The following is a 26,852-nucleotide window of genomic DNA, read 5'->3' as shown; positions in this document are numbered from 1 at the left end:
CGCGACGACGCTTTCTCCACGGTCTCGGCCCCAGAGAGGAAGCGTCACATGTCCCAGTCCCGCTCCGTCCGTCCCGTGCTCGCCGCGGCGGCGCTCACGCTCGTCGCGGCCGGCCTGACCGCCTGTTCCGAGGGAGGCAGCACCACCGGTTCGGCCGCGGAGGCCGACCTCACCGCGGCCCAGGCCCGGGTCGACAAGTACGCCGAGCCGCCGGCCTTCGAGGCACCCGGCGACCCGTTCGACGCCCGCAAGGTGATGTCCGGCAAGACGATCGCCGGCATCCCGGTCAACTCTGCCATCGACTTCACCCAGTTCTACGCCGACGCCGCCGAGCGGATCGCCGGCGAGGTCGGCTTCACCTACACGACGTGGCCCAACCAGGGCAGCCCGACCGAGTGGGACCAGGGCGTGCAGAAGGCGCTCTCCGAGAGGGCGGACCTGGTCGAGCTGTTCGCCGGTATCGACCCCGCCCAGATCGGGCCGGCGATGGCGCGGGCCGACGACGCCGGCGTACCGGTGCTCTCCACCGACGGCTACGACCTGACCCAGAGCCCCGACAAGGGGCTGGCCGGAACGGTCAGCTGCCCGTGCTCCGAGGCCGCGCGGGTGATGGTCGACTGGGCCACCCTCAAGACCAAGGGCGCCGGCAAGCTGCTCGTGCTGACGTCGAGCGACGTCAAGGCCAGCGCGGCCTCCGAGTCGGCGATGAAGGACGAGCTGAAGGCCGTCTGCCCCGGCTGCGAGGCGAAGTTCATCGACATCCCGTCGGCGGACTGGGCGACCAAGATCCTCCCGCAGGTACAGTCGGCCCTTGTCGCGGATCCCGAGATCGACTACGTACTGCCGGTCTTCGACACCATGTCGATCTGGGCGGTGCAGGCGATCACCCAGTCGGGGCGCCAGGACAAGGTCAAGATCGCCACCTACAACGGCACGCCGTCGATCCTCGACCTGATGCGCGACTCCGACATCATCGAGATGAACGTCGGCCAGAGCAACGACTGGATGGCCCACGTCACCCTCGACCAGGCGATGCGCACCGTCGGCGGCCTGCCGACGAACCCGAAGGCCAGTTGGCCCCTCTACATCTGGACGCACGACAACCTCGACCAGGCAGGCGAGCCCGCGACCGACTCGCGCGGCTACGGCGCGGAGTACAAGGACGGCTTCCGCACCCTGTGGGGACTGAGCTGACGTGGCCGACGCAGCCGAGGCGGCTCCCGCCGTCGCTGTCGCCGGGCTCAGCAAGCGGTTCGGCACCACGCAGGCACTCAACGAGGTCGGACTCACTCTCCGCGCCGGCGAGGTGCACGGTCTGCTCGGGCACAACGGCTCGGGCAAGTCGACACTGATCAAGGTGCTCGCCGGCTTCGAGCGGCCGGACGCCGGCACGGTCCGGGTCCGCGGCCACGAAGTGCCGACGCCCGTCCCGGCGAGCGTCCTGCGCGACCACGCGATCCGGTTCGTGCACCAGACGCTCGGCCTGGTCGAGCGGCTCAGTGTGGCCGAGAACCTGTGGCTCGACGACGTCGCCCGCGGCAGCCGCCGCCAGGTGTCCTTCGGGGCGCAGTGCCGCGACGCGCGGGCGGCGCTGGCCGAGTTCGGCCTCAGCGTCGACGTACGCCGGCCGGTGGCGGGCCTGAGCGCGGTCGAGAAGGCGAACCTCGCGATCGTGCGCGCCGTCTGCCGTCGTCCCGGCGACGACCACGAGGTGCCCACCCTGCTGGTGCTCGACGAGCCCACCGCCTTCCTCCCCGAGGAGGACAAGCGCGTCCTCTACGGGCTGGTCGAGCGGGTCGCCGCCCGTGGCAGTGCGGTCCTCTTCGTCTCGCACTTCCTCGAGGAGGTGCTCACGCTCTGCGACCGGGTGACCGTGCTGCGCGACGGACAGGTCACCGTGGCCGAGCACCCCACCGAGGGGAAGACCCACGAGGTGCTGGTCGAGGCGATCGTCGGTACGGCGCCCGCCGGCGCTCCCCCGCGGCCCGACGCCTGCACCGCCGAGGTCGCGGCCGAGGTCGACGAGCTCTCCACCGACGTGCTGGACGGCGTGTCGTTCACCGTGCGGGCCGGCGAGATCGTCGGTGTCACCGGGCTGATCGGCTCGGGCTGCGACGACGTGCTCGGCGCCCTGTTCGGCGTCGCCCCGGCCACCGGCCGCGTGCGTGTCGGCGGCGTCCCCGTGGACCTGCGCCGGCACGCACCGCTCCGGGCCATGCGCGCCGGGATCGCCCTGGTCCCGGCCGACCGCAACCGGCACGGCGTCTTCCGCTCGCTCTCGATCACCGACAACCTCGCGGCCACCACACTGCGCCGCCACCGCGGGCCCCTCGGGCTCTCGCGTCGCGGCCTGCGCGGTGCCGCGGACACGGCCGTGCGACGCTACGCCGTCCGCCCCGCCGAGCCCGGGCGGCCCGTCGAGCAGCTCAGCGGCGGCAACGCCCAGAAGGTGCTCATGGCCAAGTGGCTCGGCGTCGCGCCCCGGCTGCTCCTGCTCGAGGAGCCCACCCAGGGCGTCGACGTCGGCGCCCGCCGGCAGATCGAGGACCTCGTGCGCGCCGCCGCCCGCGACGGCGCCGCCGTCCTGCTGAGCAGTGGCGATCCCGACCAGCTCGCCGCGCTCTGCCACCGCGTCCTGGTGTTCTCCGGCGGTCGCGTCACGCGCTCGCTGGACGACGCCGAGGTCACCAAGAAGAACATCACCCGGGCCTGTCTCCTCGCGACGAGCTCCGGCTCCGACGAGAAGCCCGACGAGAAGGAGGCCTCATGACCACCGACACCCCCGCGCCGGCCGAGCTCGCCCCCGCGGCGAGCACGCCCCGGCGTACCGCCCCGGCGGCCGGCACCGACCGCTTCCGCTGGGGTACGACGGCCGAGCGGCTCGCGCTCCCCGCCGGCCTGCTCCTGCTCGTCGCGGTGTTCTCGATCCTGCGCCCGCAGTCGTTCGCCACCACCGACAACGCCGCCGCCATCCTCGGCTCGCAGGCGGTGCTCGTCGTGCTCTCGCTGGCGCTCATCATCCCCCTGCGCTGCGGCGACTTCGACCTCTCCGTCGGCGGCACGCTGACCCTGTCGACGATGCTCGTCGCGGTCCTCAACGGCATGCACGGCTGGCCGTTGTGGGCCGCGATCGCCGCGGCCCTGCTGGCCGGAGCGCTGGTCGGCGCGATCAACGGCTTCTTCGTGATCGTGTTCGGGATCAACTCGTTCATCGTCACGCTCGGCCTCGGCACCTTCCTGCTCGGCGTCGTCAGCTGGCTCAGCGACAACCGCATCGTGGCCGGCATCGACCCCAAGCTGCTCGACCTGGTGGTGCTCACCCGCCCCCTCGGCGTACCGATCGAGTTCTACTACGCCCTCGGGCTGTGCCTCGTCCTGTGGTTCGTCTTCGAGCGGACCTTGCTCGGACGCCGTTGGCTCTACGTCGGCGCGCAGCGCGAGGTGGCCCGGCTCTCCGGCATCAGGGTCTCCGCGACCCGCTGGGGCGCGCTGGTCTGGTCGGGCACGATCGCCGCGGCCGCGGGTGTCCTCTACGCCGGCACCACCGGCTCTGCAGACCCGCGCGGCGGTGTCGCCTTCCTGCTGCCCGCCTTCGCCGCGGCCTTCCTCGGCGGCACCTGCGTCCAGCCCGGTCAGTTCAACCCGCTCGGCACTGTGATCGCGGCGTACTTCCTGATCGTGGGCATCACCGGCCTGCAGATGATGGGCGCCGACCCGTTCGTGCAAGACCTCTTCTACGGCGGCGCGCTCGTCATCGCGGTCTCGCTCTCCCAGCTGCTGCGCGGCCGGCGTCCGCAGGAGCTGGGATGAGCGGCGGCGAGCTGCGGGCCTCCGAGCCGGGCGACCTGGGGCTGGTCGTCGTCGGGGGCGGGGTGGCCGGGTTGCGGGTCGTGCAGACGGTCCGCCAGGAGGGGTACTCCGGCCCGGTCACCCTGCTCGGGGCAGAGCCGTGGCTCCCCTACGACCGCCCACCGCTGTCCAAGCAGGTGCTGACCGGCGACCTGGCGCTCGACGCGACGGGCTACCACCCGGCGTCGTACTTCTCCGACGAGCTCGGCGTCGACACCATCCTCGGCGTCACCGCCACCGGGGTGGACGTCGCGCGACGCCGGCTGCTGCTGGCGGACAGCGACGCCCTGCCCTACCGGGCACTCGTGGTCGCCACCGGCTCGCGCCCGCGTCGCCTCCCCTTCGTGTCCCCCGCCGACGGCGTGCACGTGCTGCGCACCCGTGAGGACGCCGCCCGGCTCCGCCAGGACCTGGCCCGGGCCAGCCGGCTCGCCATCGTCGGCGCCGGATTCGTTGGCGCCGAAGTCGCCTCGTCTGCCGCTTCCCTCGGTGTCGAGGTCACCGTCGTGGAGACCGCGCCGACCCCGCTGGTCCGGGCCGTCGGTGCCGTCGTCGGCGCCGAGCTCGCCCAGCTGCACGCCAACGCCGGTGTGCACCTGGTGTGCGGCAAGGCAGTCACCGGCTTCGTCGGCCGCGACCGGGTCGAGGGGCTCACCCTCGACGACGGCTCGGTGCTCGAGGTCGACCTCGTGCTGGTCGGTGTGGGCGTGGTTCCCGACGTCGAGTGGCTGCAGGACAGCGGCCTCGCGCTCGACGACGGGCTCGCCTGCGACGACCACCTCGCGGCCGGCGCGGACGGCGTCTACGGCGCCGGCGACGCGGTCTCGTGGCCCAGCGTTCGGCTGGGCCGGCGCGCCCGCTCGCAGCAGTGGACCACCGCGAGCGACCAGGGCCGGCACGTCGGCCGGGTGCTCGTGCGCGGGCGCGAGGAGGCCGGTCCCTTCGACCACGACCTCTACTTCTGGTCCGACGAGTACGGCAGCCGGATCCAGGGCTTCGGCGCCACCGCGGGCGAGGCCGTCGTCCTGGCGCGCGACCCCTCGAGAAGCGCCTTCCTGGCGGGTTTCCGCTCCGGCGACGTGCTCACCGGCGCGGTCGGCGTCAACGCCCCGCGCGAGTTCGCGGCCCTGCGCAAGCGCGCCCGCACCGACGACTCGTGGCGAACCGCCATGCAACACCTCCCACCCCTCGACGTACCCCTCCCGGCAGGAGCAGACCGATGACCGAGTCACCCACCGTCCAGATCACCATCGACATCACCGAGTGCTGCGCCTCCGGCATGTGCGCGGCGATCGCCCCGGAGGCCTTCGCCGTCGACGCCGCGGGCTACGCCGTCGTCCGCCCGGACGCGGGCCGCGCCGCCCTCGACGACGTGGTCCGTGCCGCCCGCAACTGCCCCACCCTCTGCATCGCGGTGGCCCGTTCGGGCGCCGAGATCGACCTGTTCGCCTGACCGAGCACCACCCGAAGGAGATCACCGTGTCCGTTTCCACCTCCCGGCCCGAGGCCGGCTACGACCTCAACACCAGCGCGGAGACCTGGCGTCTGTTCTGGCACCCGGTCGCCACCCTGCACGAGCTGCGCGAGGCCAAGCCCGGCGGCCGCGGACCGCTGCGCACGACGCTGCTCGGCGAGCACATCGGCATCGCCGAGATCGCCGGCCAGGTCATCGCCTTCGAGGACCGCTGCCCCCACCGCGGCGTCGCGCTCACGCTCGGCTGGGCCGAGGACGACGGCCTGCGGTGCCGCTACCACGGCTGGTGCTTCGACGCGGCCGGCTCCTGCACCGAGATCCCCTCGCTGCCCGCTGACCAGACCAAGCCCGCCCGCGCGGCGCTGACGAAGTACGACTGCGAGGTCCGCTACGACCTGGTCTGGGTGCGGCTCGACAGCTCGGCCGACACGGTGCTGCCCGAGTTCGAGGGCTGGTCGGACGAGGCGATGCACTGCATCATGGGCGAGCCCTACACCTGGCCGTGCTCGTCGGGTCGTCGCATGGAGAACTTCATGGACGTCACCCACTTCCCCTTCACCCACCAGGGCACGCTGGGCGCGCCGCCGAACACGGTCTTCCCGGTGTTCCCGATGGATCAGCACGACCGCCGACTGTTCTGGAAGACCGAGACCTTCCTGGCCCACAACCCGGGCACCGACACCTACGGGCCGCCCACCGATGAGAACTCCCGGATGCTGCCGCCCGCCGAGTACGTCATCGAGATGCCGTTCACGATCACCTTGAAGTTCCGCTGGTCCGACACCTTCTCGACCCAGATCTTCATGCACGCCACCCCGATCGACGAGGTGACCAGCCGCAGCTACTGGTTCACCTGCCACACCGTCGACGGCTCCGCCGACGAGGTGCACCTCCAGCTCCAGGACATGGTCCTGGGCGAGGACCTCCCCGTCGTCTCCAGCCACCAGCCGGCCCGCATCGGCGAGGCCGCCGAAGAGCTGTCGATCATGCCCGACAAGGCGATGATCCTGTGGCGGCGCTGGATCCGCGAGCTCGACGCGGCCGCGGCCAAGGGCGCCGACGCGTTGTGGAAGGTCCTCGAGAAGGTCGAGCTCGAGTCCACCCCGGAGCAGGCCGCGGCCGGCACGGGCTCGCGATGATCCTCGAGGAGCAGAGCTACCGGATCCAGGTCGGCAAGGTCCCGGCCCTCCTGGCGGCGTACGACGCGCGGGGACTGGCGGTGCTGCGCCGCCACCTCGGCACGCTCGTCGCATGCTGGACCAGCGAGGTCGGCGGCGACATGGACACCATGGTCCAGGTGTGGGCATTCGCCGACCACGACGACCGGGCCCGGCGCCGCCGGACGCTGGCCGCCGACGAGGCGTGGACGAGCTTCGCCACCGAGTTCGGCCACCTGATCGTCGAGCGTCGGATGCGGCTGCTGGTCCCCGCCGCGTTCTCGCCGGAGGTGGCCGCGTCGTGACCGCCGCCCCCGAGGTGGCGCCGACCCCGGCTCCGGTCGACGTGCGCGCGGCGTTGCTGGCGCCGAGCCGGCTCTCGCCGCTCGACCGGAGCACCGCGCTGCCGCCGCACCACCCGCAGCGCGAGCAGCCGTTCTCGTCCTACCCGTACAGCCACTGGTCCGGTGGCGTGCTGCCCGAGCCGGCGCAGCGCGCGCCGCACCAGGTCGACCTGCGCTCGGCCGACCTGCGCGTCAGCGTGGACCTCGGACACGGGGGGCGGATCGTCGGCATGCACGGGCCGGACGGCGTCTCCTGGGCCGCAGCCTCCCGGTGCGTCGCGACCGCGGACGACGTCCGCGGGATCGGGCTGCGTGGCGGGATCGAGCTCAACACCAGCCCGTTCCCGCGCTCGCCGTGGGCGCTCGAACCGGTACCCGCCGCACTCGGGCTGCCCAGCCGGCTCGGCGGCGACCGGCTCCGGTGGTGGCAGCTCGAGCGCGCCTCGCACCACCTCACCCAGGTCGACCTGCACCTCCTGCGCAACCCCGCCCGGCTGGTCGTGGTGGTCCGGCAGACACCGCTGGCCGCCGGGACCGCCGTACCGGCGCCGCGGCTGCTGGCCGACGACCGAGTGCTCCGTCCGGCCGGGACCTCAGGTCCAGTCAGCTGGTTCGTCCTCGCGCCCGGCACGCCCTCGGACCTGGGCATGTCGAGGCCGGCCGATCACGTCCTCGACGCCGACGAGGAGCTGTGCGCGATCGCGGCTCTCGACGACCCGGTGCCGCACTGGCGCGGCGGACTGATCGCCCAGGGCAGCACCTGGCTGGCGCTGGAGCTGGCACGGCTGGACGCCGAGGGGGCGGCCGTACCGTTCGACCGCCGGGTCACCCCGGTCGCCGACCTGGAGCACCAGGAGGTGGCGACCCGGCAGCGCACCGAGGCCGGCTCGCAGTGGCTGCACCTGCTGCGCGACGAGGGACTCGGGACCACCGACCGGGTGCACCCCGGCGACGTCGGAGAGCCCGCCGGATTCCCCTGGCAGGCCCAGCTCGGACGGGCCCGGCGCCAGGAGGCCCTCGGCGACTGGCGGGTGCACCTGCGCTCGGGCGAGATCGCCTTCCTGCAGGGCGACCTCGTCGAGGCCGCGGCCCGCTGGTCGTGGTCGCACTCGCTGCGCCCCACCGCCTGGGCCGACCGCAACCTGGCGCTGGTCGACCTCGCCCGCGGCACGCGAAGCGGCCGCGACGCCGCCGCCGTCCGCTACCTGCGCGCCCACCGCACCCAGCCCTGCGAGGTCGAGCTCGGCGTCGAGGCGATCGGCGCGCTGCTCGCCGCGGACCGCGCCGGCGACGCTGGTCAGGTCCTGGAGCGGATGGCCGGCCTGGGCCAGCAATCCTCCGCGCGGTACTGGCTGCTGGAGGCCGAGGTGGCACTCCGGCTCTGCCGGACCGCCGATGCCACAGCCGCCGTACGGCGCTCCGGCGCGTGCCCCGACGCCACCGTCCACGGTCTGTGGGCGACCTCGATCCTCGAGTCCACCGAACAGGAGAACAAGTAGATGAGTCAGCAAGTGAAGGCCGTCGTCGCCAGGGCCAAGGGCGCGCCGGTGGAGGTCGTGACGATCAACGTCCCCGACCCGGGTCCGGGCGAGGCGGTGGTGAAGGTGCTGTCCTGCGGGGTGTGCCACACCGACCTGCACTACCGCGAGGGTGGGATCAATGACGACTTCCCGTTCCTGCTGGGCCACGAGGCCTCCGGCATCGTCGAGGCCGTCGGACCGGACGTCACCGGTGTCGCGCCCGGGGACTTCGTGGTCCTGAACTGGCGTGCGGTGTGTGGTGAGTGCCGTGCGTGCAAGCGGGGTGAGGCGCAGTACTGCTTCAACACCCACAACGCGACCCAGCGGATGACGCTGGCTGATGGTCCGGACGCCGGCACCGAGCTCTCGCCGGCGCTGGGGATCGGTGCGTTCGCGGAGAAGACCCTGGTCGCGGCCGGTCAGTGCACCAAGGTCGACGCCAAGGCCCGCCCGGCCGCGGTCGGCCTGCTCGGCTGTGGCGTGATGGCCGGTATCGGTGCGGCGATCAACACCGGCGCCGTGGGCCGCGGCAAGTCCATCGCCGTCATCGGCTGCGGTGGTGTCGGCGTCGCCGCGATCGCGGGCTCCGCCCTCGCGGGCGCGTCGCCGATCATCGCGGTCGACATCGACGCGAAGAAGCTCGCCAAGGCTCGTGAGATGGGCGCGACCCACACCGTCGACTCGAGCCAGGTGGACCCGGTCGAGGAGATCAAGCGGATCTGCGCGGAGACCTACGAGGGTGCCGACGGCGCCGATGTCGTGGTCGAGGCGGTCGGTCGTCCGGAGACCTGGAAGCAGGCGTTCTACGCCCGCGACCTGGCCGGCACGGTCGTCCTGGTCGGCGTACCGACCCCCGACATGAAGGTCCCGGAGATCCCGCTGATCGACGTCTTCGGTCGCGGTGGCGCGCTCAAGTCCAGCTGGTACGGCGACTGCCTGCCCAGCCGCGACTTCCCGATGCTGGTCGACCTCTACCAGCAGGGTCGCCTCGACCTGGACGCGTTCGTGACCGAGGAGATCGGCATCGGCGACATCGAGGCCGCGTTCGACAAGATGCACCACGGTGACGTGCTGCGCTCGGTCGTGATCCTCTGATGGCAGCTGGGACCGCTCGGGTCGACCACGCCGTCACCTCCGGCACGTTCTCCCTCGACGGCGAGACCTTCGACGTCGACAACAACATCTGGGTCGTCGGCAACGACGAGGAGTGCATCGTCATCGACGCACCCCACTCCGTCGACGACATCCTCGCTCTGGTCGGGGACCGTCGGGTGAAGGCGATCGTGTGCACCCACGCCCACGACGACCACGTCCGGGTCGCCCCCGCGCTGCGGGAGAAGGTGGTCGCACCGATCCTGCTGCACCCCGACGACAAGCCGCTGTGGGAGCTCACCCACACCCAGTACCTGTGGGACGTCGACCTCGCCGACGGCCAGACCCTCGAGGTGGGCGGTACGACGCTGCAGGTGCTCCACACGCCGGGCCACGCGCCCGGCGCGGTGTGCCTGTACGCGCCGGACCTGGGCTGCGTCTTCACCGGCGACACCCTCTTCCACGGCGGTCCCGGCGCGACCGGCCGCTCCCACAGCGACCGGCCCACGCTCGAGACCTCCATCGAGACCCGCCTCCACCGGCTCCCGGCCGACACTATCGTCCACCCCGGCCACGGCCAGGACACGAGCATTGCCCTGGAGCGCGCGAACCGCGCCGCATCGATGATCCGCGCGCGCGCCGCCCGCCTTCCCGGCGAGGAGGTGACCCCCTAGCCACAACGTCCGCGAGCTTCCGAGCACACTCTCCGGACTGCCCACAGGGCCCCGCCGACAGGTGGGGCCCTGTGGGCGTTGTTCAGCTGGAGCCGGAACTCAGCAATCGATCCACTCAAGTCGACCGAGATCGCGACCAGCGTCCGAGAGGCCGGAAGACAGCGACACTTGCGCCGCCGCCCGACCAGGCTCCGGCCGGATGAGTTCGGGTCTGATTCCGCCGTAGCCGCCGGGATGCGGTGCGGCCGCCAGGGCACGGCTACGTGGACAGTGCGGTGGTTGGTGACGTGCGCGCGGCCCGCACGGCGGGGAGAGCACCGGCCACCGCTCCAACGACGACGGTGACGGTCACGCCGGCCGCAAGGACGAACGGCGGGATGGCGACGACCCAACCGTTTCCGCGGGCGACGACGGCGGTGATGAGCCAGCCGAGCACGGTTCCCGCGAGTCCACCGTAGGCTGCGAGCAGCATCGCCTCGACGAGGAACTGGGAGCGGATGTGCCGTCGGGTCGCGCCGAGCGAGCGGCGCATGCCGATCTCGCGGCGGCGCTCGAGGACCGAGATCACCATGGTGTTGGCCACACCGATGCCGCCGACGAGCAGTGCGATGGAGCCGACGCCGACGAGCAGTCCGGTGAACGCCTGGTCGACGGTGTTCTTGGCGGCGAGCGCATCCGATGGTCGGCTCACCTTCACCTCGTTCGGTGACTCCGGGTTGATGGTGCCCGGGAGGAGGTCGCGGACTTCAGCGACGCGTGCGTCGTCCGAGCGTTCGTAGATCGTCGTCGGCGATCCGTCGAAGCCGAAGAGCTCCTTCGCGATACCCGGCCCGACGAACGCGGCCGGGTCGAGCTCCGGTGCGAGCGGTGATGCCTCCAGAATCCCGACGACGGTGAACTGGTGGCCCCCGATCCAGACGTCGGAGCCGACATCGCGGATCCCGAGCTTCTGCGCGGCCCGCTCGCCGAGGACGACTGCTGGATAGCGTTCGGTCGCCGTGTTCAGCCAGGAGCCGCGGCGGAGCTTCGCGCTCGTGGCCTCGAGCAGCGAGTGCTCGCCGACGGCGACGGAGAGTCCCCCGGTCGCGCCGGGGTCGACGACTGGGCTGCGATACACGTTGACCTTGTCGAGGGTCGCGATCCAGCTCGCGGTCTCGATACCGTCGATGCGGCGAACTCGTCCGACCGCGTCGGGCGGCAGTTTCGAGTCCTCTCCGAGGAAGTCGGTGCCCGCCGTCGCGGTGAGCATGTTCGTGCCCAGGGAGTCGAGCTTCTCGCGGACCAGGGCCTGACTCGAGGTCGAGATTCCGATGACCGCGATCATCGCGGCGATCCCGACCGCGATCCCGAGTGCGGAGAGAGTGGCCCGCAGGGGGTGCGCCCGCAGACCGTGGCTGCCGAGGCCGAGGAGGTCGACGAAGCGGAGCCGTGAGTGCCGCTGGATAGTCGCCATCACGCGACCACCCGTGTCGGGTCCTGTCGGTCGTGTTCGATGCGTCCGTCGCGGATCGTGACCTGACGAGGCAGACGTTCGGCGAGCTCGACGTCGTGGGTGATGACGACGACGGTCGTCCCGTCGCGGTTGAGCTCGTGGAGGATCTCGACAACCGCTGCACCGGAGCGCGTGTCGAGGCTGCCGGTGGGTTCATCGGCGAGGAGCAGCGGCGGCTCCCCGACAACGGCGCGAGCAATGGCGACACGCTGTCGCTCACCGCCAGACAGCTCCCGGGGGCGATGGCGAAGCCGATGTCCGAGCCCGACGCGTTCGAGCGCAACCGCCGCGCGACGACGCCGCTCCGCGAGCGGCACTCCGGTGTACAGCAGGCCGGTGGCGACGTTGTCGATCGCGCTCACGCCATCGGCGAGATGGAACTGCTGGAACACGAACCCGATGGTGTAGGCCCGAAGCGCGGAGAGCTCGGCGTCGGTGAGCGTCGTGGTGTCCTCGCCGGCGATGCGGATCTCCCCGGCGCTCGCTCGGTCGAGGGTGCCCATGAGGTTCAGCATCGTGGACTTGCCCGAGCCGCTGGGTCCGACGATCGCGAGCATCTCGCCGCGATCGACGCGGAGGTCGACCTCGGCGAGCGCCACGGTCGGGGGGCTCCCGTAGGCGCGGGTCGCCCCGCGCAGCTCGATGATCGGCTCGTTCACCTGCCCACCACCACCCTGTCCCCCTCGGCGAGGTCGCCTCCGGTGACCTCGACCATCCCGTCGGCGAACAAGCCCAGCTCGACGCCGATCGTCCTGCTCTTCGTGCCGTCCAGGACCTCGACGGCGAATCCGCCACCGGGCGTGGCGAGCAGCGCGAGCACCGGGACCTGCAGGGCGTCCTCGCTCATCACTCGGGAGAGGTCGATGCTGACACTGACGTCGTTCAGGCCGTCCGCGACCGCAGGATGGTCCAAGGTGATCGTCAGTGGCAGCTTGAGCGTCTTCTCGCCGCTCGTCGGGTCATCCTGTTCGACGGGCGCGCCGACGCTGGCGATCCTGCCCTTCGCCTGCTTGCCGTTCGGCAGCACCACGGTCACCTTCGACCTGCGGGTCGCGATGGCGCTGAGGTCGGGATCCACGGAGACCGCGATCTCCTTGGTCGTGCCCGAGACGCCGAGGACGTCCGGGCCCGCCTCCGAGCCGACGGCGATCTTGCGCTCGGCCACTCGCACGTCGGTCGGCGAGAAGACGATGCGCCCGAGCTCGATCGAACCGGTCTCGTCAAGGCCGAGGGACTCCTGCCAGTCCTTGATCGCCGCGACGGTGCCGGTCCCGAACTCCTGGTCGGGCACGAGGTCGAAGAAGCCCAGGTCCTCGAGGTTGCGTTCGAGCTGGAGTACGTCGTCCCCGTCCTCCATGCCGGTCTCGAAGGACCGCCACATCGGCAGCTTGCCGCGGAACAGCAGCACCGGCCGGTCGTTGATCCGGAACAGCTCTCCGCCGGCCCCGACCACGGTGCCGATCCTGGGCAGACTGGTGATCGTGCCGTCGAGAATCGTGCCCACGTCGTGCGGCGCGCCGAATCGGAGCTTGCCGGTCGCGTGCACCAGTTCGATCAGGTCGCCCCGCACCACGTCCTCGCTGTCGACCTTCACATCCGTCCGGCTCTCGGCTGCGGCCGTCGGCCAGGTGAGGTACCCGACTCCCGCAGCCATTCCGATCAGCGCGGCCGCAGCCGCGCCGATCATGATGGGCCTGCGTCGCGACCGACCCCGCGCGGGCGACCCGGTCGCCCGTGGCTGGGGATCAACGGCCTCCCGCTCCGAATTCGCCCCCATCACTTCTGCCCGCCGTCGAGCATCCCGGCTTCCTTGCTGCAGCGGTCGACGTCCGCCGTGTCCCAGTCGGCCGGCATCGCCTGACCCATCGCGACGCCGCCGTTCGGGTCGATCTTCGGGTCGGGGTAGTCGTATCCGGCCTTGCGCATGCACTTCGCGAACGCGAGCATCTGCTCATTGATCTCCTCGACCGACGGCACGCTGGGGTCGGGCGGCGGGTTGCCGATCTTCTCGTAGCACGTGTCCGCAGCCTCATTGACTCCCTCGGCATCGGCGTTCGGCACGGCACTGTCGCTCAGGGTCGACAGGTCGAACCCCTTGTCCTTCATGCAGCCGTCGAACTTGTCGCTCCACTCCGCGTAGACCGCCGCGGGGTCACCGCTCTCGAGCCTGCCGCCGCCTGCCCCGGCACCGCCGTCGTCCCTGGAGCTCGCGGCTGAGCAACCGGCGAGTGCGGTGGTCACGGCCACGGTGGCGAGGAGAGTGGTCGCGAAGCCGCGGCGCTTCGTACGGATGGTGGTCATGTCCAGATCAGTCCTCTCGGTATGCCCGGTCGTGGGCGAGAGCAAGCCCACTCGATCCGCGGTTACAGGAAGGTAAGGAACAGCCTTGACGTTTCCTTGACCTGGCGGGTGTTTGACTTGGCTGTCGTCGACAGCGAAGGAGATGGGATGCGTGTGCTGGTTGTCGAGGACGAGGAGTACCTCGCCGAGGCCATCCGCGCCGGACTCGCCCTCGAGGCGATCGCAGCCGACGTCGTCGGTGATGGCGACGCGGCGCTGCTTGCGGTCGACGTGAACGACTACGACGCGATCGTGCTCGACCGGGACATCCCGGGCACCCACGGCGACGAGGTGTGCCGCCTTCTCACGAGACGCGAGGAGCGGCCCGCGATCCTCATGCTGACGGCGGCCGGGCGACTGCATGACAAGGTGGGGGGCTTCGAGCTCGGCGCCGACGACTACCTCGCGAAGCCGTTCGAGTTCCCCGAGCTCACAGCGCGGCTGCGTGCGCTCGGCCGGCGTCGATTCACCGCGCTCCCACCACAGCTGGCGCGAGCGGGGGTGACCCTCGATCCGTTTCGCAGGGAGGTCCATCGCGATGGACGGCAGGTCGCCCTCAGCCGCAAGGAGTTCGCGGTGCTGGAGGTGCTGCTGCGCGCCGACGGCGGGGTCGTCAGTGCCGAGACGCTGCTCGAGAAGGCGTGGGATGAGCACGCGAACCCGTTCACGAACACGGTCAAGGTCACCATCAGCACGTTGCGCCGCAAGCTCGGCGAGCCCTGGATGATCCGCACCATCCCGGGAGTCGGCTATGCGATCGACGGGTAAGTCGGACGACGTCCGGCTTGCGACGCCCCACCGGTACCGGCTGACCGTGCGCACCCGGCTCTCCCTGACCTATGCGGCACTGCTCACCGGTGCCGGGCTGATCATGCTCACGATCGTCTTCGTGTTCCTGGGACTGCTGCCGAACTACGAGTTCGCGCAGGCCCCGCTCACCCCGGCGTTCCCTCCCGGCGCCGAGATTCCGCCTGCCGACGAAGGTCAGCTGAATCCTGGTACCACCCCGGCTGCCGAGACCACCAACTCATTCGACGTGAGGTCGCGGGAGGACGTCCTGACCCTTCTGCTCATCGTCTCCGGCGGCGTCCTGACGCTGCTCGCTGTCGGGGGAACGTTGGCGGGATGGCTCGTGGCAGGGCGGATGCTCCGCCCGTTGCAGTACGTCGGCGCGGCGGCCCGTCAGGCCGCACGGGGACAGCTTGACCACCGCATCGTCCTCGCCGGCCCGCGCGACGAGATCACCGACCTCGCCGACACCTTCGACGAGATGCTCGCCGAGTTGGAGCGCTCGTTCGATTCATACCGGCGCTTCGCCGCGAATGCCGCTCATGAGCTGCGCACTCCTCTCGCCACGACCCGCGCGATGCTCGACGTCGCGCTCGCCTCGGCGCCCGGTGCGGATCGCCCCCTCCTCGCTCGCCTGCGCACCATGAACGAGCGCAACGTCGACACCGTCGAAGCGCTCCTCGACCTCTCCGAGATCGACGCCGTCATCACTCGGATGTACCTGGTCGACCTTCGCAGCGTTGTCGCAGACGCCATCGGCGAGATCACCGCGGAAGCGACCCAGGCCGACATCAGCATCGATTCCCAGCTCGCGCCCGCGACGGTCGAGGGGGACCACGCCCTTCTCCGCCAGCTCGCGCTGAACCTCCTCCAGAACTCGATCCGCCACAACACCCCCGGAGGTCGGGTGAGCGTGCGCATCTCCTCGAGCGGCGACGAAGCCGCGACGCTCGAGGTGGCCAACGGTGGCGACGCGATCCCCGCCGGTCTGGTTCAACGACTTACCGACCCGTTCTTCCGCGGTGCCGGTCGCACCAGCAGTAGCGCGTCGACGACCAGCCGCGGCCTTGGGCTGTCGATCGTCGCCGCCATCGCCAACCGCCATGGCGCCGAACTACGACTCACCGGGTTGCCAGAAGGCGGCCTCAAGGTACAGGTCTTCTTCCGCCCGAGTTCGGCGCAGCCGCATGGATGATCGCGGCCCACAGGGCCCCACGCCCTTGCCTGGAGGGTACGCGTGACCGCTCGGCCTGAGTGATGAGCGGCTGGCGCCGTGCAGACGAGATTCGTGGGCTGCCCAGCAGGAGCTGCCCGGTGAGACCCGGTCTGGTGGACACCTTGACGATCCACCACCACCGGCGAGGACCAGGCACTCGGCCGACCACGCGGACCCCAGCCCTCAAATCTCAGAAGGCCGGACCCAAGCTCTGGGACCGGCCTTCTGGTGATCTCGTGAGAGGTCACCCTGCGCGCCTGTAGGGATTCGAACCCCAAACCTTCTGATCCGTAGTCAGATGCTCTATCCGTTGAGCTACAGGCGCCCGTCGCTGTGCGACCGAATGAGAATAGCCGAGGCGACGCGCGGATGCCGAATCACCGACGCCACGAGCGGCGGCGCGGGTGTGGAAGCATGACGTCATGACCTCCTACGAGCCCGCGGACCGGGCCCTCTTCGAGGAGGAGGCGAGCGGTCTCTACGAGCAGGTGCTGGCGGAGGGCGGGCTGGCGGCGGACGACCCGCGGCTGGTCGAGGGGTCCGCCGTACGACGGGGGTTCGACCTGCTGGTCGAGCTGGGCCTGCTGCAGCTGGACGCGTCGCGGCAGACCTGGCGGCCGCTGGAGCCGAGCAACGCGCAGTCGCGGGTCGTGACGCCGCTCGGGAACGAGGGGGCGCGGCTGCTCGAGGAGTCGGCGCGGTGGGCGTCGGCGTTCGCACACCTGACCCAGAGCTGGCGCCGCTCGCCGGCGGCGAGCGAGTCGGGGCCCTTCCTCTACCTGCACGGCGAGGCGATCAACCCGTACCTCACGACGCTGGTCAGCGAGGCCCAGGAGGAGCTGCTGACCGCGCAGCCGCAGGCGACGCGCAGCGCGAAGACGGTGTCGGAGGCGACGGTGCGCGACGTCGAGGCACTCAAGCGCGGCCTCACGATGCGCACGCTCTACCAGCACAGCGCGCGGCGACACCCCGCGACGCACAAGTACGTCGCCACGGTCACCGAGCACGGCGCCGAGGTCCGCACCCTCGACGAGTTCTTCAACCGGATGATCGTCGTCGACCGCCGGGTCGCGCTGATCCCGGCCGCCGACAGCCTGGCGACCGCGGTCGTCGTACGCGAGCCGGCGATCGTGGCGTACCTGGTCGACGTCTTCGAGCGGGCGTTCGCGCGCGGGCGACCGTTCGCGAGCGCGGGCCAGAGCGTCACCAAGGAGATCGCGTCCGAGCAGCGCTCGATGACCATCCGGATGCTCATCGAGGGCCACGCCGACGCGGTCAGCGCGAAGCGGCTCGGCGTCAGCCCGCGCACGTACGCCGGCTACGTCGCCGAGCTCAAGGAGGAGTACGACGCCGAGACGCGCTTCCAGCTCGGCTACACCATGGGGACGTTGGGCATCGCCGGTCAGGACGACGACCTCACGTCGTCCTGATCGCACACCGCGACTGCGGCCCGTCAGCCCTTGGCGTGGTGGAAGACGCGCCAACCCCAGCCCGTGTCAGCCTCCGCAGCCGTGGGGAGGGAGATGATGCCGGCCGCGGTGATCAGTGCGGCGAGGCCGAAAGCGGTCTTGCGAGCGAGCTTCTTCATGAGCATTCCCCTCACTGGTGGGCGGCCGAGCCCCGTCCCTCCGGATCAACCCGAACCGCTGGCGCCTTCCCCATGGCGACGCCGCCAAACATCTTTCCTCACGGCTCCCGAATATGCGAGACCCCCGGCAGGGTCTGCCGGGGGTCTCGTCTGTGGCGGAGGCGGAGGGATTTGAACCCTCGATGGGCGATAAACCCAAACCGCATTAGCAGTGCGGCGCCATAGACCGGACTAGGCGACGCCTCCTCCACTGCGCCGATCCACGGATCGGCCAGCGTGCCAAGGCTACTAGGACCGCGCGCGCCTGTCCCAATCGGGCCCGCCCACTGACCCGACCCCGGAACCGACCGGCGAGCGGTCAGCCGGCGGCGCGCTGCAGGTGGGCGCGTACGTCGCGCGCGAAGTCGTCCTTGTCGGCGGCCACGAGCTGCACCGGGATGGTCGTGCTGCGCCCGTCGCGCAGCCGCAGCACGAGGCAGTCGATGCCCGAGGGAGCGGCGGCGACGGCGTCCTCGACCTCGGTCCAGCGGGCCTCGGTCGCGCCGGCCGCGCGCATCATCCGGACCTGGTAGCCCGCGTCGGTGAGCCGTACGACGACCAGCCGGGAGCGCAGCCACCAGGAGAGCCCGATCAGGCCGAGCACGCCCAGGCCGAGCACCAGCACCAGCAGGTCGGCGTTGAGGTCGGCGGCCGCCACGACGGCGGTGACGACGCACAGCAGGATCGCCAGCACGACCAGGTAGGCGCCGACGAAGCGCGCCATCACCGGCGGGGCGAGGCGGTAGTCGGTGACCGGGGTCGGCTGCGCACTGCTCATGGTCGGCATTGTCCCGGGCCGGTCACGGACCGGCCAAAGCGGCGGCGGCGCCCCCACTAGACTCGACCCGGTGCCCGGCCGACGCTTGCGTCGTAGCGGGCCCGGGAGGGGTGCCGGAGTGGCCGATCGGAACCGCCTTGAAAGCGGTCGTAGGGAGACCTACCGCGGGTTCGAATCCCGCTCCCTCTGCTGAGCAGTCAGGACGCGCAGGACCGCTCGACCTCGGCGACGCACCGGTCCTTGCCGGCGCCGCCGAGCGCCCGGTCCTTGCCGGCCTTGCCCTTGAGCACGTCGGCGCCCCGACCGCCGGTGAGCACGTTGGCTGCGGCCGAGCCGATGATCTTGTCGCGCAGGCGCCCGCCGATGACGTTCTCGACGTCGGTGCGGACGTCGTCGCCCTCCCCCTTCGCGCCGTCGTTGGCGAGGTCGTCGAGGCGGATGGCGAGGCGGGTGGTCCGGACGGCGTACGTCGCGACGTCGACCCCGGCGCCGCCCCCCAGGACATCGGCGCCGAGGCCTCCGTCGAGCACGTCGTCACCGCCACCGCCGAGGAGCACGTTGGCACTCCCGGACCCGGTGAGCCGGTCGGCGGCCTCGCCGCCGGTGACGTTCTCGACGTCCGCGGCGACCTGGTCGCCCTCGCCGGCCTCACCCTCATCGGCGACGCCGTCCAGGGTGACCGTGACCGGAGCGGTCCGGACGGCGTAGGTGATCGTGTCGGAGCCGGCTCCGCCCTCGACGACGTCCGCTCCGAGGCCACCGTCGATCACGTCGTCGCCGGCACCGCCGCGCAGCACGTTGACGGACCCGTTGCCGGTGAGCCGGTCCGCGGCCGCGCCTCCGGTGACGTTCTCGACCGACGACGCGACGTTGTCCGTCTCGCCCGCGGCGCCGTCGTTGTAGACCCCGTCGAGCGTGACCGTCACCGGCAGGGCGTGGTCCTCGTACGACACGGTGTCGTTGCCCACGCCGCCGTCGAACGTGTCCCGCGCGCCCCCACCGAGCAGCCTGTCGTCGCCGGCGTTGCCGATGAGCACGTTGACCGCGTCGGTCCCGACGAGCAGGTCGCTGCCGCTGCCGCCCTCGGCGCACTCGACATCGGCGCCGACGGTGTCGTTCTCACCGAGCTCGCCGCTGACGGCGCCGCTCCCCGCGCGAACCGTCACCGGGGCGACGCGGGTGTCGTACATGGCGCAGTCGATGCCGCCCACGTTGGAGCCGCCGAGCAGGGTGTCGGCTCCCGGGCCACCGTCGAGCTTGTCGGGTGCCTCGTTGCCCTCGAGGGTGTCGTCGCCGGGCCCGCCCTCGAGCCAGTTCTGCGCATTGCTGCCGCCGAGCTGGTCGGCGCCGGAGCCACCGATCAGGCGCTCCACCGTCGAGTCGACGCTGTCGCCCTCGCCCACCTCACCGGCCTGGCCGATGCTGCCGCCGATCCTGGCGATGACCGGGTTCACGCGAACGGCATAGGTAACCGTGTCCTGACCCGCCTGACCCTCCATGTCGTCGGCGCCGAGGCCGCCGTCGATCAAGTCGTTGCCGTCACCGCCCTGGAGGGTGTTCGGGCCGCCGTCGCCCAGCAGCACGTCGGCGAACGGCGAGCCGGCGACGTTCTCGACGTCCGCCTTGATGTCGTCGTTCTCGCCCGGCGCACCGTCGGTCGCGGCACCGCCCGGCTGGGCGGTGACGCCCGCGACAGCGGTGCCGTACCCGACCGTGTCGACGCCTGAGCCCCCAGAGACGATGTCGCTCCCGGTGCCCGTCGTGAACCCGTCGGTCCCCGCGCCGCCGTCGTACTTCCCCGGCACCGCCAGCCCGGTGACCGCGACGTTGTCGGCGCCGCCGGCCAGGGTGGCCGAGATGCTCGTGAAGCCACCGCCGACCGAGCAGACCACGATCGACGGGAAGCCTCCGGCAGCGCACCCCGGACCCGGCGTCGGGTTGACCGCGATGTCGCGCACGGCGATCGAGGAACCGCTCGGAGCGATCGTGACGACGTTGTTGACGTCGTAGTCATCGAGCAGCACCAGCTGCGATCCGACCACGCTCACCGTCAGACCACCGGCGGCGTGGGCCGGGGCAGCCAGGCCGACCACGGCGGCGGAGGGGAGGACGGCCACGGCAGCGGACAGGGCGACTCGGAGCAGCTTCATCAGGACCTCACGTGAATTACAGAGCAAGTGCTCGGTAATTGTGCACGAGGAAGCCCCGCCCGGCAACAGGGCAGGTTCGGCGAGGGGTCAGACGGCCGGTGGACCGGCCCGCAGGATGCCGCGGACGGCGTGCTCCACGGCGTACGACGCCAGCGGGTCCGAGGGGCGACGGGAGGTGATCAGCAGGCGGACCGGGATGTCGTCGATGCAGTACCGCACCAGTCGGGTCGCGGCGTCGTCCGTGCGGCCCCAGAGCCGCTCGGTCAGCTCGGTGACCAGGGCGGCGACCGCGACGCGGTGCGCCATCAGCTCCTCGACGACGGTGTCGGGGACCGGCCCGGACGCCAGCTCGGAGGCGCGGGTGGCGAGCAGCACGAGCGCGGAGTCGGCGGTGGTCGCGGCGTACGTCGCCGGCGTGAGGGCCGCCGCGACCACGACGTCCTCGGCCGATCCGGTGCGGGCGGCGGCCACGACCCGCTGCCGCTGGACCGTCAGGTAGGCCGCGATCTCGCGTGCGAAGGCCCGCGCCAGCAGGTGGTTGCGGGACTCGAAGTGGTGGTAGATCGCGCCGTTCGAGACCCCCGCCCGGGCACTGACCGCGCGGATCGTCACCGCCCCGATCCCGTCGGTCACCCAGATCGCGCGCACGTGGTCGAGGAGGACGTCGAGGTCCAGCTCCCGGGGTCGGGCCATGTCAGTGCCCGCTCACAGGAGCGGCGCGAACCGGCTCGGCTCGGGGCGTACGGCGGCCGCCTGCTCCGCCACCCGGCTGCGACGACCGCGGTTGCCGGTCAGCGCGAGGTCGAGGCGGATCAGGAACCAGCCGAGCACCAGGCCGACGGCCAGGCCGTAGACGACCGACAGCGCAGCCTCGCTGACCGAGACCGCCGGGTTGGCGAGGGCGGTGGCGGTGGGCGAGGTGGCGGCGACGCCGAACGCGCAGACCCACCAGCCCTGGCGGCGACGGGCGCGCATGTGGCAGCCGTAGGCGAGGGCGGGTACGCCGAGCACGGTCGCGACGGGGCGCGGGAACGCACCGAGGTGGTCCCGGCTCCAGGCCACCCACTCGAGCAACTGGTCGACGAGCCCGGTGGAGCCGTAGCGGCGCAGCATCTCGGCGTACAGCAGGGTCACGGCGAGCACGACGACGCCGATCGCGACGATGATCAGCCCGCGTCGGCCCAGGCCGTGGAAGCCGGCGCCCAGGCGGTGGACCAGCACGATCGCGCCGAGGAAGGCGAGTCCGAGACCGACGTACTCGAAGCGCTCCTTCTGGATCGCCGGCTCGAAGCCGACCGTGGCCATCGCGCCGATCCCGGCGACGACCAGGCCGACCACGCACTCGCGGGCGGCGGTGGCGATGCCGGCCGCAGGCACGGTGATCATCACGCCGAGCACCGCGGCGACCGCGGAGGTGCCGACCGCGGCGCCGGTGAGCAGCAGGTCCTGGTCGGTGAGCACCGCGGTCAGCCCGCAGGCGAGCGCGAGCGGTGCGAAGACGAACGGGCGGCCGCCGGTGCGCGCGGCCAGGCCCCAGGCGAAGGCGGTCGCGACCGCGATCGAGCCGGCCGTGCCGAGCCAGTCGGGCCCGACCGGCACCATTGCGCAGACCAGCGCGGCAGTGCTCGCCGCGATCACGACCAACCAGATCGTCAGCGGCCAGCGCGACGCCCCGAACTCACCGATGCGCTGCTCGAGCGGGACACGGGAGGGGGCACGGGACACGGAGGTGGAGCCTACATTCGCCTGTTGAGGAGGGACGGATTGACGCGACGGGCTTCCTCCAGCACCGTGCGCTCGATCACGGCGCGGACCACCTCCGGCTGCTCCGGGGAGCCCGGTCCGGCCTCGGCCAGCACCTCGCCGTACGGGTCGACGACGAGCGAGTGGCCGCAGTAGCGGCCGGCGGGCTGGCCGACGGCGGCGACGTACGCCGTGTTCTCGATCGCACGAGCGGTCACCAGGGTGCGCCAGTGATGGACCTTGCGCGGGCCAGCGACCCAGGCCGCGGGGAGCACGATCAGCTCGGCGCCGCGGTCGACCAGCGCTCGGGCGAGCTCGGGGAAGCGCAGGTCGTAGCAGGTCATCAGCCCGACCTTCCAGCCGTGCAGGTCGACGACGACCGGCTCGAGCGGCCCGGCCGAGAGTCGGTCCGACTCGCGATAGCCGAAGGAGTCGTAGAGGTGCACCTTGCGGTACGACGCCGTCGCCTCGCCGCGCACGAGCAGGGTGTTCCACGGCCGGTCGGGGTCGGGGCCCTGCTCGAACATGCCGGCCACCAGCGTGGTGCCGTGGGCGGCCGCGGTGTCGGTGAGGACGGTGCCGAAGGGTCCGTCGACGGGTTCGGCGTACGGGCTGACGTCGGAGCCGGCCTCGCCGAAGTCGCGGGCGAAGGCCTCGGGGAAGATCACGAGGTCGGCGTCGCCGGCGTGCTCGGCGGCCAGCTTCGAGACGGCGTCGCGGTTGGCCGCGGGGTCGAGCGCCGACGCGGCCTGCACCAGCGCGAGGCGGAGCGAGGGGGCTGTGGGGCTGCTCACGGTGCCAGCCTAGGAGTCCTTTGGGAGGATCGGCAGGTGGTGATCGAGCTCGGACTGACCGGATTCGCGGCGATCGTGCTGGCCGGCGGGCAGGGCTCGCGGCTCGGCGGCGTCGACAAGGCGTCGATCGAGGTGGACGGCCGCCCGCTGCTGGAGCACGCGCTGGACGCTGTCATCGACGCGAGCGAGGTGGTCGTGGTCGGGCACCAGGTACCCACCGACCGGCCGGTGACCTTCGTGCGCGAGGAGCCGCGGTTCGGCGGACCCGCCGCCGGGCTGCTGACCGGGCGCGACGTGCTGCTGCGCTCGTTCCCGACGATCGCGGTGCTCGCGGTCGACATGCCGCGGCTCGCGCCGGGCACCTTCCGCCGGCTGCAGGAGGCTGCCGTGGGCCACGAGGGCGCGGTGCTCGCCGACGCGGACGGTCGCCGACAGTTGGCGTTCGTCGTGGAGACGGCCCGGCTGGACGCCGTACGCCCGGACCACGAGGGTCAGCACGGCCTGTCGATCCGGGCCTTGCTCGAGCCGCTCGACCTGGTCGAGGTCGCACCGCTGGGCGACGAGGCGCGGGACATCGACACCTGGAGCGACCTGCGCGACATCGCCGGCGACTCCTGAGCCTACTGATCTGGAGTGGTCCCGGAGTGGCCCGAAAACCTTGCACCTGCGGGGTCCTCGGGTGATTCTGGACGGGTGAACCTCCACGACTGGATCGATGAGTTGTGCGACGCCCTCGACATCGAGGCCGAGGCCGACGAGGGCCTGCTGGGCGACCTCGCCGGGATCGCGGTCGAGAACGTCCACCCGGCCGCGGGGCTGGTGACCGCCTTCCTGCTGGGGTTCGCCGCGGGTGAGCAGGGTGCCGACCCGGACGCCGTCGAACGGCTCGCCGCGAAGGCACAGGCGCTCGCCGAGTCGTGGGACCGGCCCGCCGGTGCGGCCGACGAGGAGGACGAGGACGTCGACATCGAGGAGCTCGCCGACGCCGACTACTCGGACGAGGACTCGCTCGTATAGGCAAGACTGCACCCATGCGTGCCGTCACCCAGTCCGCTCCGGGCGGGCCCGAGACTCTCGTCGTCACCGAGCTGCCCGACCCGGTCCCCGGACCCGGCGAGGTCCTCCTCGACGTGGCCGCGACCGCGGTCAACCGGGCCGACCTGCTGCAGCGGCAGGGCTTCTACCCGCCGCCGCCCGGCGCCTCGGACGTGATCGGTCTCGAGTGCAGCGGCACCGTCACCGCCCTCGGCGAGGGCGTGACGGAGTGGGCGGTGGGCGACCAGGTGTGCGCGCTGCTGGCCGGCGGCGGCTACGCGAGCCGGGTCGTCGTACCGGCGGGGCAGCTGATGCCCGTGCCCGAGGGCGTCGACCTGGTCAATGCCGCAGCGCTGCCCGAGGTGGCGTGCACCGTGTGGTCGAACGTGTTCATGATCGCCGGGCTGCGCCCCGGGGACGTCTTCCTCGTGCACGGCGGTGGCGGCGGGATCGGCACCTTCGCGATCCAGCTGGCCGCCGCGTCGGGTGCGCGGGTGTTCACCACCGCGGGCAGCGCGGAGAAGCTCGAGCGGTGCCGCGAGCTCGGCGCCGAGGTGACGATCAACTACCGCGACGAGGACTTCGTCGAGGTCGTGCGGGCCGCGACCGACGGCGCGGGCGCGGACGTCGTGCTCGACAACATGGGCGCGAAGTACCTCGCCCGCAACGTCGACGTGCTCGCCGACGAGGGCCGCCTGGTCGTCATCGGCATGCAGGGCGGCACCAGGGCCGAGCTGGACCTCGGCCGCCTGCTGTCGAAGCGCGGCGCGGTGATCGCGACCGCCCTCCGGTCCCGTCCGGTCGAGGGGAAGGCCCGGATCTGCGCGTCGGTCGTCGAGCACGTGTGGCCGCTCGTGGCTGACGGGACGATCCAGCCGATCGTCTCCGCCGTGCTCCCCCTCGACGACGTTGCCGAGGCGCACCGGATGATCGAGTCCGGCGACGCCGTCGGCAAGGTCCTGCTCACCCCCTGACCAGATCGGCGATCAGTCGGTCCTTCTGTCATCGAGGCACAGGATGTTGTCCTCGCTGTCCTTGAACCACGCAGCGTGGCCCATGTCGCCCATCGCGGCGACGTCGCCGTCCCAGGTAGTGCCGGGCAGGTCGTAGTGCTCGAACGTCAGGCCCCGGTTCTTGAGCTCCTCGACCACGGGACGTACGTCGGCGACGTGCAGCTGGGCGATGGTGTGGCCCGCCTGGCCGGCGTACTGCGTCTCGTAGAGGAAGAAGTCCGTCCCGCCCGTCCGGTAGATCAGCCCGCCCGGGTTCTCCTCGACCGGCTCGAGGCCGAGGGTGTCGGCGTAGAACTTCCGGGCGCGGGCGAGGTCGCCGGCCGGGATGTTCGCGGTGACCTGGCAGTCCTCCAGCAGCATCGGACGGGTCCCGTCAGGCGCTCTGGAAGTGCGGCCTGTGGAGGTCGTGGAAGGTCGCGCCCTGCATCGCGTACTCCAGCTCCCGGCGTACGTCGTCCGGCGGCTCCATCCGCTCGCCCTCGCGGGCCGCGGCCTCGGTCGTGAACGCGACGGTCTCGACGAAGGAGCCGTCGGCCTCGATCGCGAGGGTGCCGCCGAGAATCTCCGGCCGCATCTCGTGCAGCGTCTCGGTGTCGGCCATCATCGCCTTGAGCCGGCTGGGGTCGTCGACCTTGCCGCGGATGATCTGGACGAAGCCGGCGTCGTCGGAGCCGCCGTCCATGAACAACGTGACGTCGTCGCAGTCGTGGAACTCGGCGGGGCCGTCCATGAGGGCCATGAACCGCTCGGCCCACGCGCTCTGCTCGGCCCGTGCGGAGTTGGCCATCGCCTCCTCGCGGGAGGCGAACCGGACCACGGCCATCAGCTGGTCGTCGTCGGTGAAGCCGTAGGTGCCGCCCAGCCAGCCCGTCGCACCGGGTGACAGGTCCCTGCGCCACTCGTCGAGCATTGCGTCGGCCTCGTCCTGCCGGGTGCAGGCGGCCTGGATCATCTGGATGAACATGTGCTGCTCCTCGGTCGTCGGATAGGACGTGGTTGTCCACAGGACCGGTCGAGGCCGCTCACACCGGGCCCCAACCGGGCCCATCGGCAACCTACGCCGGAGCGGTACTCACGGCATCGCCCAACGAGGGGATGAGTGGAGGATCCGCTCGGGCGGATCCTCTAAGTTGGGGGCATGAGCGAGAACGCCTCCGGGAGCGAAGAGCAGATCGTCGTCATCGGTCCGGACGGGCAGCCGATCGGCACCGTCCCCGCGTCGGTGGTCGAGCAGGCCTCGTCGGCTCACGGGGACGACGGGGACGACGGGGACGACGACGGCGAGCGTGCGCTGACCGACCTGGTCGAGCAGCCCGCGAAGGTGATGCGGATCGGCAGCATGATCCGCCAGCTCCTCGAGGAGGTGAAGGCGGCTCCGCTCGACGAGGCGAGCCGCAGCCGCCTCGCGGCCATCCACCGCTCGTCGATCGCCGAGCTCGAGCAGGGCCTGGCCCCCGAGCTGGTGGAGGAGCTCGAGCGGCTCTCCCTGCCGTTCTCCGAGGACGTCACCCCGTCCGAGGCCGAGCTGCGGATCGCCCAGGCCCAGCTGGTCGGCTGGCTCGAGGGGCTCTTCCACGGCATCCAGACCGCGATCTACGCCCAGCAGATGGCGGCTCGCGCCCAGTTCGAGCAGATCCGTCGGGCGCTGCCACCGGGCATGAGCCTCGGCGGTCCGGGCGCTCCCGGTGGCGGTCACCCCGACGAGCACGCGGCACCCGAGCGGGCCGGCGGCGACCCGTCCTCCTCGAGTGGGCTGTACCTCTAG

The 26,852-nt window shown here is 71.7% G+C and carries 29 protein-coding genes and 3 tRNA genes; 18 read left to right on the top strand and 14 right to left on the bottom strand.

Going from position 1 to position 26,852, the window contains the following annotated elements:
* Positions 1–48: 48 nt before the first annotated feature.
* Genes ACZYRU_RS01315 through ACZYRU_RS01270 form a run of 10 tightly spaced genes read left to right on the top strand, consistent with a single transcriptional unit; the run spans position 49 to position 10,110 of the window.
* Positions 49–1,194 carry a sugar ABC transporter substrate-binding protein gene (locus ACZYRU_RS01315; protein WP_488955267.1) on the top strand — a complete coding sequence of 382 codons (1,146 nt, stop codon included), beginning with the start codon at positions 49–51 and terminating at the stop codon, positions 1,192–1,194.
* A gap of 1 nt (position 1,195) precedes the next feature.
* Positions 1,196–2,770 (top strand): sugar ABC transporter ATP-binding protein, encoded by a 1,575-nt coding sequence (locus ACZYRU_RS01310; RefSeq protein WP_488955266.1) that lies wholly within the window; start codon positions 1,196–1,198, stop codon positions 2,768–2,770.
* Positions 2,767–3,810 carry an ABC transporter permease gene (locus tag ACZYRU_RS01305; protein ID WP_488955265.1) on the top strand — a complete coding sequence of 348 codons (1,044 nt, stop codon included), beginning with the start codon at positions 2,767–2,769 and terminating at the stop codon, positions 3,808–3,810. The genes ACZYRU_RS01310 and ACZYRU_RS01305 overlap by 4 nt, the downstream gene beginning before the upstream one ends.
* A complete protein-coding gene (locus ACZYRU_RS01300) occupies positions 3,807–5,072 on the top strand; it encodes an NAD(P)/FAD-dependent oxidoreductase (protein ID WP_488955264.1) in 1,266 nt (421 codons plus the stop codon). Before ACZYRU_RS01305 ends, ACZYRU_RS01300 begins: the two co-directional genes overlap by 4 nt.
* Positions 5,069–5,302 carry a ferredoxin gene (locus tag ACZYRU_RS01295; protein ID WP_488955263.1) on the top strand — a complete coding sequence of 78 codons (234 nt, stop codon included), beginning with the start codon at positions 5,069–5,071 and terminating at the stop codon, positions 5,300–5,302. Before ACZYRU_RS01300 ends, ACZYRU_RS01295 begins: the two co-directional genes overlap by 4 nt.
* Positions 5,303–5,328: 26 nt before the next feature.
* Positions 5,329–6,462 (top strand): Rieske 2Fe-2S domain-containing protein, encoded by a 1,134-nt coding sequence (locus ACZYRU_RS01290; protein ID WP_488955262.1) that lies wholly within the window; start codon positions 5,329–5,331, stop codon positions 6,460–6,462.
* Complete coding sequence (locus ACZYRU_RS01285; protein ID WP_488955261.1) at positions 6,459–6,785, top strand: NIPSNAP family protein; 327 nt, start codon at positions 6,459–6,461, stop codon at positions 6,783–6,785. The genes ACZYRU_RS01290 and ACZYRU_RS01285 overlap by 4 nt, the downstream gene beginning before the upstream one ends.
* Complete coding sequence (locus ACZYRU_RS01280; RefSeq protein ID WP_488955260.1) at positions 6,782–8,323, top strand: hypothetical protein; 1,542 nt, start codon at positions 6,782–6,784, stop codon at positions 8,321–8,323. Before ACZYRU_RS01285 ends, ACZYRU_RS01280 begins: the two co-directional genes overlap by 4 nt.
* On the top strand, positions 8,324–9,439 hold the full coding sequence (locus ACZYRU_RS01275; protein ID WP_488955259.1) for an S-(hydroxymethyl)mycothiol dehydrogenase: 1,116 nt from the start codon (positions 8,324–8,326) through the stop codon (positions 9,437–9,439). It begins immediately after the preceding gene.
* The gene (locus ACZYRU_RS01270; RefSeq protein WP_488955258.1) at positions 9,439–10,110 is read left to right on the top strand and encodes an MBL fold metallo-hydrolase; all 672 of its coding nucleotides are present in this window, start codon (positions 9,439–9,441) and stop codon (positions 10,108–10,110) included. Before ACZYRU_RS01275 ends, ACZYRU_RS01270 begins: the two co-directional genes overlap by 1 nt.
* Positions 10,111–10,369: 259 nt before the next feature.
* Here ACZYRU_RS01270 and ACZYRU_RS01265 read toward each other — a convergent pair whose 3' ends face one another.
* The 4 genes from ACZYRU_RS01265 to ACZYRU_RS01250 all read right to left on the bottom strand — a co-directional run bounded on the left by ACZYRU_RS01265 (position 10,370) and on the right by ACZYRU_RS01250 (position 13,849).
* Positions 10,370–11,563, bottom strand: coding sequence for an ABC transporter permease (locus ACZYRU_RS01265; protein ID WP_488955257.1), 1,194 nt, complete (start codon positions 11,561–11,563; stop codon positions 10,370–10,372).
* A complete protein-coding gene (locus tag ACZYRU_RS01260; RefSeq protein ID WP_488955256.1) occupies positions 11,563–12,261 on the bottom strand; it encodes an ABC transporter ATP-binding protein in 699 nt (232 codons plus the stop codon). The genes ACZYRU_RS01265 and ACZYRU_RS01260 overlap by 1 nt, the downstream gene beginning before the upstream one ends.
* Positions 12,258–13,289: a peptidoglycan-binding protein gene (locus ACZYRU_RS01255; protein WP_488955255.1), complete on the bottom strand. Its 1,032-nt coding sequence runs from the start codon at positions 13,287–13,289 to the stop codon at positions 12,258–12,260. Before ACZYRU_RS01255 ends, ACZYRU_RS01260 begins: the two co-directional genes overlap by 4 nt.
* An 89-nt stretch (positions 13,290–13,378) precedes the next feature.
* Complete coding sequence (locus ACZYRU_RS01250) at positions 13,379–13,849, bottom strand: hypothetical protein (RefSeq protein WP_488955254.1); 471 nt, start codon at positions 13,847–13,849, stop codon at positions 13,379–13,381.
* A 201-nt stretch (positions 13,850–14,050) separates the two neighbouring features.
* Here ACZYRU_RS01250 and ACZYRU_RS01245 point away from each other — a divergent pair, with 201 nt between their 5' ends.
* Both ACZYRU_RS01245 and ACZYRU_RS01240 read left to right on the top strand, forming a co-directional pair.
* Positions 14,051–14,710, top strand: coding sequence for a response regulator transcription factor (locus tag ACZYRU_RS01245; protein ID WP_488956233.1), 660 nt, complete (start codon positions 14,051–14,053; stop codon positions 14,708–14,710).
* A gap of 46 nt (positions 14,711–14,756) precedes the next feature.
* Positions 14,757–15,926 (top strand): sensor histidine kinase, encoded by a 1,170-nt coding sequence (locus ACZYRU_RS01240; protein ID WP_488955253.1) that lies wholly within the window; start codon positions 14,757–14,759, stop codon positions 15,924–15,926.
* Positions 15,927–16,199: 273 nt separating this feature from the next.
* On the opposite strand, the gene ACZYRU_RS01235 is transcribed toward ACZYRU_RS01240, so the two are convergent.
* Positions 16,200–16,272, bottom strand: a tRNA-Arg gene (locus ACZYRU_RS01235).
* Between the two features lie 97 nt (positions 16,273–16,369).
* Between ACZYRU_RS01235 and ACZYRU_RS01230 the strand changes: the two genes are divergently transcribed.
* Positions 16,370–17,377, top strand: coding sequence for a LuxR family transcriptional regulator (locus ACZYRU_RS01230; RefSeq protein ID WP_488955252.1), 1,008 nt, complete (start codon positions 16,370–16,372; stop codon positions 17,375–17,377).
* Positions 17,378–17,400: 23 nt separating this feature from the next.
* On the opposite strand, the gene ACZYRU_RS01225 is transcribed toward ACZYRU_RS01230, so the two are convergent.
* From ACZYRU_RS01225 to ACZYRU_RS01215, 3 genes are all read right to left on the bottom strand, one after another.
* Complete coding sequence (locus ACZYRU_RS01225) at positions 17,401–17,535, bottom strand: hypothetical protein (RefSeq protein WP_488955251.1); 135 nt, start codon at positions 17,533–17,535, stop codon at positions 17,401–17,403.
* A gap of 153 nt (positions 17,536–17,688) precedes the next feature.
* Positions 17,689–17,781 (bottom strand) — tRNA-Ser (locus ACZYRU_RS01220).
* A 112-nt stretch (positions 17,782–17,893) separates the two neighbouring features.
* Positions 17,894–18,352, bottom strand: a complete 459-nt coding sequence (locus ACZYRU_RS01215; RefSeq protein WP_488955250.1) for a hypothetical protein — start codon at positions 18,350–18,352, stop codon at positions 17,894–17,896.
* Between the two features lie 104 nt (positions 18,353–18,456).
* Here ACZYRU_RS01215 and ACZYRU_RS01210 point away from each other — a divergent pair.
* Positions 18,457–18,541 (top strand) — tRNA-Ser (locus ACZYRU_RS01210).
* 8 nt (positions 18,542–18,549) lie between these two features.
* Here ACZYRU_RS01210 and ACZYRU_RS01205 read toward each other — a convergent pair.
* From ACZYRU_RS01205 to ACZYRU_RS01190, 4 genes are all read right to left on the bottom strand, one after another.
* Positions 18,550–20,502, bottom strand: coding sequence for a calcium-binding protein (locus ACZYRU_RS01205; protein ID WP_488955249.1), 1,953 nt, complete (start codon positions 20,500–20,502; stop codon positions 18,550–18,552).
* An 87-nt stretch (positions 20,503–20,589) separates the two neighbouring features.
* A complete protein-coding gene (locus ACZYRU_RS01200; protein WP_488955248.1) occupies positions 20,590–21,195 on the bottom strand; it encodes a TetR family transcriptional regulator in 606 nt (201 codons plus the stop codon).
* Positions 21,196–21,207: 12 nt separating this feature from the next.
* The gene (locus ACZYRU_RS01195) at positions 21,208–22,227 is read right to left on the bottom strand and encodes a hypothetical protein (RefSeq protein WP_488955247.1); all 1,020 of its coding nucleotides are present in this window, start codon (positions 22,225–22,227) and stop codon (positions 21,208–21,210) included.
* Positions 22,228–22,238: 11 nt separating this feature from the next.
* A complete protein-coding gene (locus tag ACZYRU_RS01190; protein WP_488955246.1) occupies positions 22,239–23,039 on the bottom strand; it encodes a carbon-nitrogen hydrolase family protein in 801 nt (266 codons plus the stop codon).
* Positions 23,040–23,075: 36 nt separating this feature from the next.
* On the opposite strand from ACZYRU_RS01190, the gene mobA reads away from it, so the two are divergent.
* The 3 genes from mobA (at position 23,076) to ACZYRU_RS01175 (ending at position 25,048) form a co-directional block, all read left to right on the top strand.
* Positions 23,076–23,657 (top strand): molybdenum cofactor guanylyltransferase, encoded by a 582-nt coding sequence (gene mobA, locus ACZYRU_RS01185; protein ID WP_488955245.1) that lies wholly within the window; start codon positions 23,076–23,078, stop codon positions 23,655–23,657.
* Positions 23,658–23,732: 75 nt separating this feature from the next.
* Positions 23,733–24,056 (top strand): DUF6457 domain-containing protein, encoded by a 324-nt coding sequence (locus ACZYRU_RS01180; protein ID WP_488955244.1) that lies wholly within the window; start codon positions 23,733–23,735, stop codon positions 24,054–24,056.
* 14 nt (positions 24,057–24,070) lie between these two features.
* Entirely contained in the window at positions 24,071–25,048 is a 978-nt protein-coding gene (locus ACZYRU_RS01175) for an NAD(P)H-quinone oxidoreductase (RefSeq protein WP_488955243.1), read from the top strand.
* 12 nt (positions 25,049–25,060) lie between these two features.
* Here the strand turns inward: ACZYRU_RS01175 and ACZYRU_RS01170 are convergent, their stop codons facing one another.
* Positions 25,061–25,447: a VOC family protein gene (locus ACZYRU_RS01170; protein ID WP_488955242.1), complete on the bottom strand. Its 387-nt coding sequence runs from the start codon at positions 25,445–25,447 to the stop codon at positions 25,061–25,063.
* Positions 25,448–25,460: 13 nt separating this feature from the next.
* Positions 25,461–26,051: a hypothetical protein gene (locus ACZYRU_RS01165; protein ID WP_488955241.1), complete on the bottom strand. Its 591-nt coding sequence runs from the start codon at positions 26,049–26,051 to the stop codon at positions 25,461–25,463.
* A gap of 174 nt (positions 26,052–26,225) precedes the next feature.
* Between ACZYRU_RS01165 and ACZYRU_RS01160 the strand changes: the two genes are divergently transcribed.
* The gene (locus tag ACZYRU_RS01160; protein WP_488955240.1) at positions 26,226–26,852 is read left to right on the top strand and encodes a bacterial proteasome activator family protein; all 627 of its coding nucleotides are present in this window, start codon (positions 26,226–26,228) and stop codon (positions 26,850–26,852) included.

This window comes from Nocardioides sp. F233 (genome assembly GCF_057813895.1).
The sequence above is the reverse complement of the archived record's forward strand: the minus strand, read 5'-3'. Positions and strand labels throughout refer to the sequence as shown.

What these genes read in the sequence shown, in the direction of transcription:
- ACZYRU_RS01315 (WP_488955267.1), top strand. Translation starts at nt 49, where the DNA reads ATGTCCCAGTCCCGCTCCGTCCGTCCCGTGCTCGCCGCGGCGGCGCTC.
- ACZYRU_RS01305 (WP_488955265.1), top strand. Translation starts at nt 2,767, where the DNA reads ATGACCACCGACACCCCCGCGCCGGCCGAGCTCGCCCCCGCGGCGAGC.
- ACZYRU_RS01300 (WP_488955264.1), top strand. Translation starts at nt 3,807, where the DNA reads ATGAGCGGCGGCGAGCTGCGGGCCTCCGAGCCGGGCGACCTGGGGCTG.
- ACZYRU_RS01295 (WP_488955263.1), top strand. Translation starts at nt 5,069, where the DNA reads ATGACCGAGTCACCCACCGTCCAGATCACCATCGACATCACCGAGTGC.
- ACZYRU_RS01285 (WP_488955261.1), top strand. Translation starts at nt 6,459, where the DNA reads ATGATCCTCGAGGAGCAGAGCTACCGGATCCAGGTCGGCAAGGTCCCG.
- ACZYRU_RS01275 (WP_488955259.1), top strand. Translation starts at nt 8,324, where the DNA reads ATGAGTCAGCAAGTGAAGGCCGTCGTCGCCAGGGCCAAGGGCGCGCCG.
- ACZYRU_RS01270 (WP_488955258.1), top strand. Translation starts at nt 9,439, where the DNA reads ATGGCAGCTGGGACCGCTCGGGTCGACCACGCCGTCACCTCCGGCACG.
- ACZYRU_RS01265 (WP_488955257.1), bottom strand. Translation starts at nt 11,563, where the DNA reads ATGGCGACTATCCAGCGGCACTCACGGCTCCGCTTCGTCGACCTCCTC.
- ACZYRU_RS01255 (WP_488955255.1), bottom strand. Translation starts at nt 13,289, where the DNA reads ATGATCGGCGCGGCTGCGGCCGCGCTGATCGGAATGGCTGCGGGAGTC.
- ACZYRU_RS01245 (WP_488956233.1), top strand. Translation starts at nt 14,051, where the DNA reads ATGCGTGTGCTGGTTGTCGAGGACGAGGAGTACCTCGCCGAGGCCATC.
- ACZYRU_RS01230 (WP_488955252.1), top strand. Translation starts at nt 16,370, where the DNA reads ATGACCTCCTACGAGCCCGCGGACCGGGCCCTCTTCGAGGAGGAGGCG.
- ACZYRU_RS01225 (WP_488955251.1), bottom strand. Translation starts at nt 17,535, where the DNA reads ATGAAGAAGCTCGCTCGCAAGACCGCTTTCGGCCTCGCCGCACTGATC.
- ACZYRU_RS01215 (WP_488955250.1), bottom strand. Translation starts at nt 18,352, where the DNA reads ATGAGCAGTGCGCAGCCGACCCCGGTCACCGACTACCGCCTCGCCCCG.
- ACZYRU_RS01205 (WP_488955249.1), bottom strand. Translation starts at nt 20,502, where the DNA reads ATGAAGCTGCTCCGAGTCGCCCTGTCCGCTGCCGTGGCCGTCCTCCCC.
- ACZYRU_RS01200 (WP_488955248.1), bottom strand. Translation starts at nt 21,195, where the DNA reads ATGGCCCGACCCCGGGAGCTGGACCTCGACGTCCTCCTCGACCACGTG.
- ACZYRU_RS01175 (WP_488955243.1), top strand. Translation starts at nt 24,071, where the DNA reads ATGCGTGCCGTCACCCAGTCCGCTCCGGGCGGGCCCGAGACTCTCGTC.
- ACZYRU_RS01170 (WP_488955242.1), bottom strand. Translation starts at nt 25,447, where the DNA reads ATGCTGCTGGAGGACTGCCAGGTCACCGCGAACATCCCGGCCGGCGAC.
- ACZYRU_RS01165 (WP_488955241.1), bottom strand. Translation starts at nt 26,051, where the DNA reads ATGTTCATCCAGATGATCCAGGCCGCCTGCACCCGGCAGGACGAGGCC.
- ACZYRU_RS01160 (WP_488955240.1), top strand. Translation starts at nt 26,226, where the DNA reads ATGAGCGAGAACGCCTCCGGGAGCGAAGAGCAGATCGTCGTCATCGGT.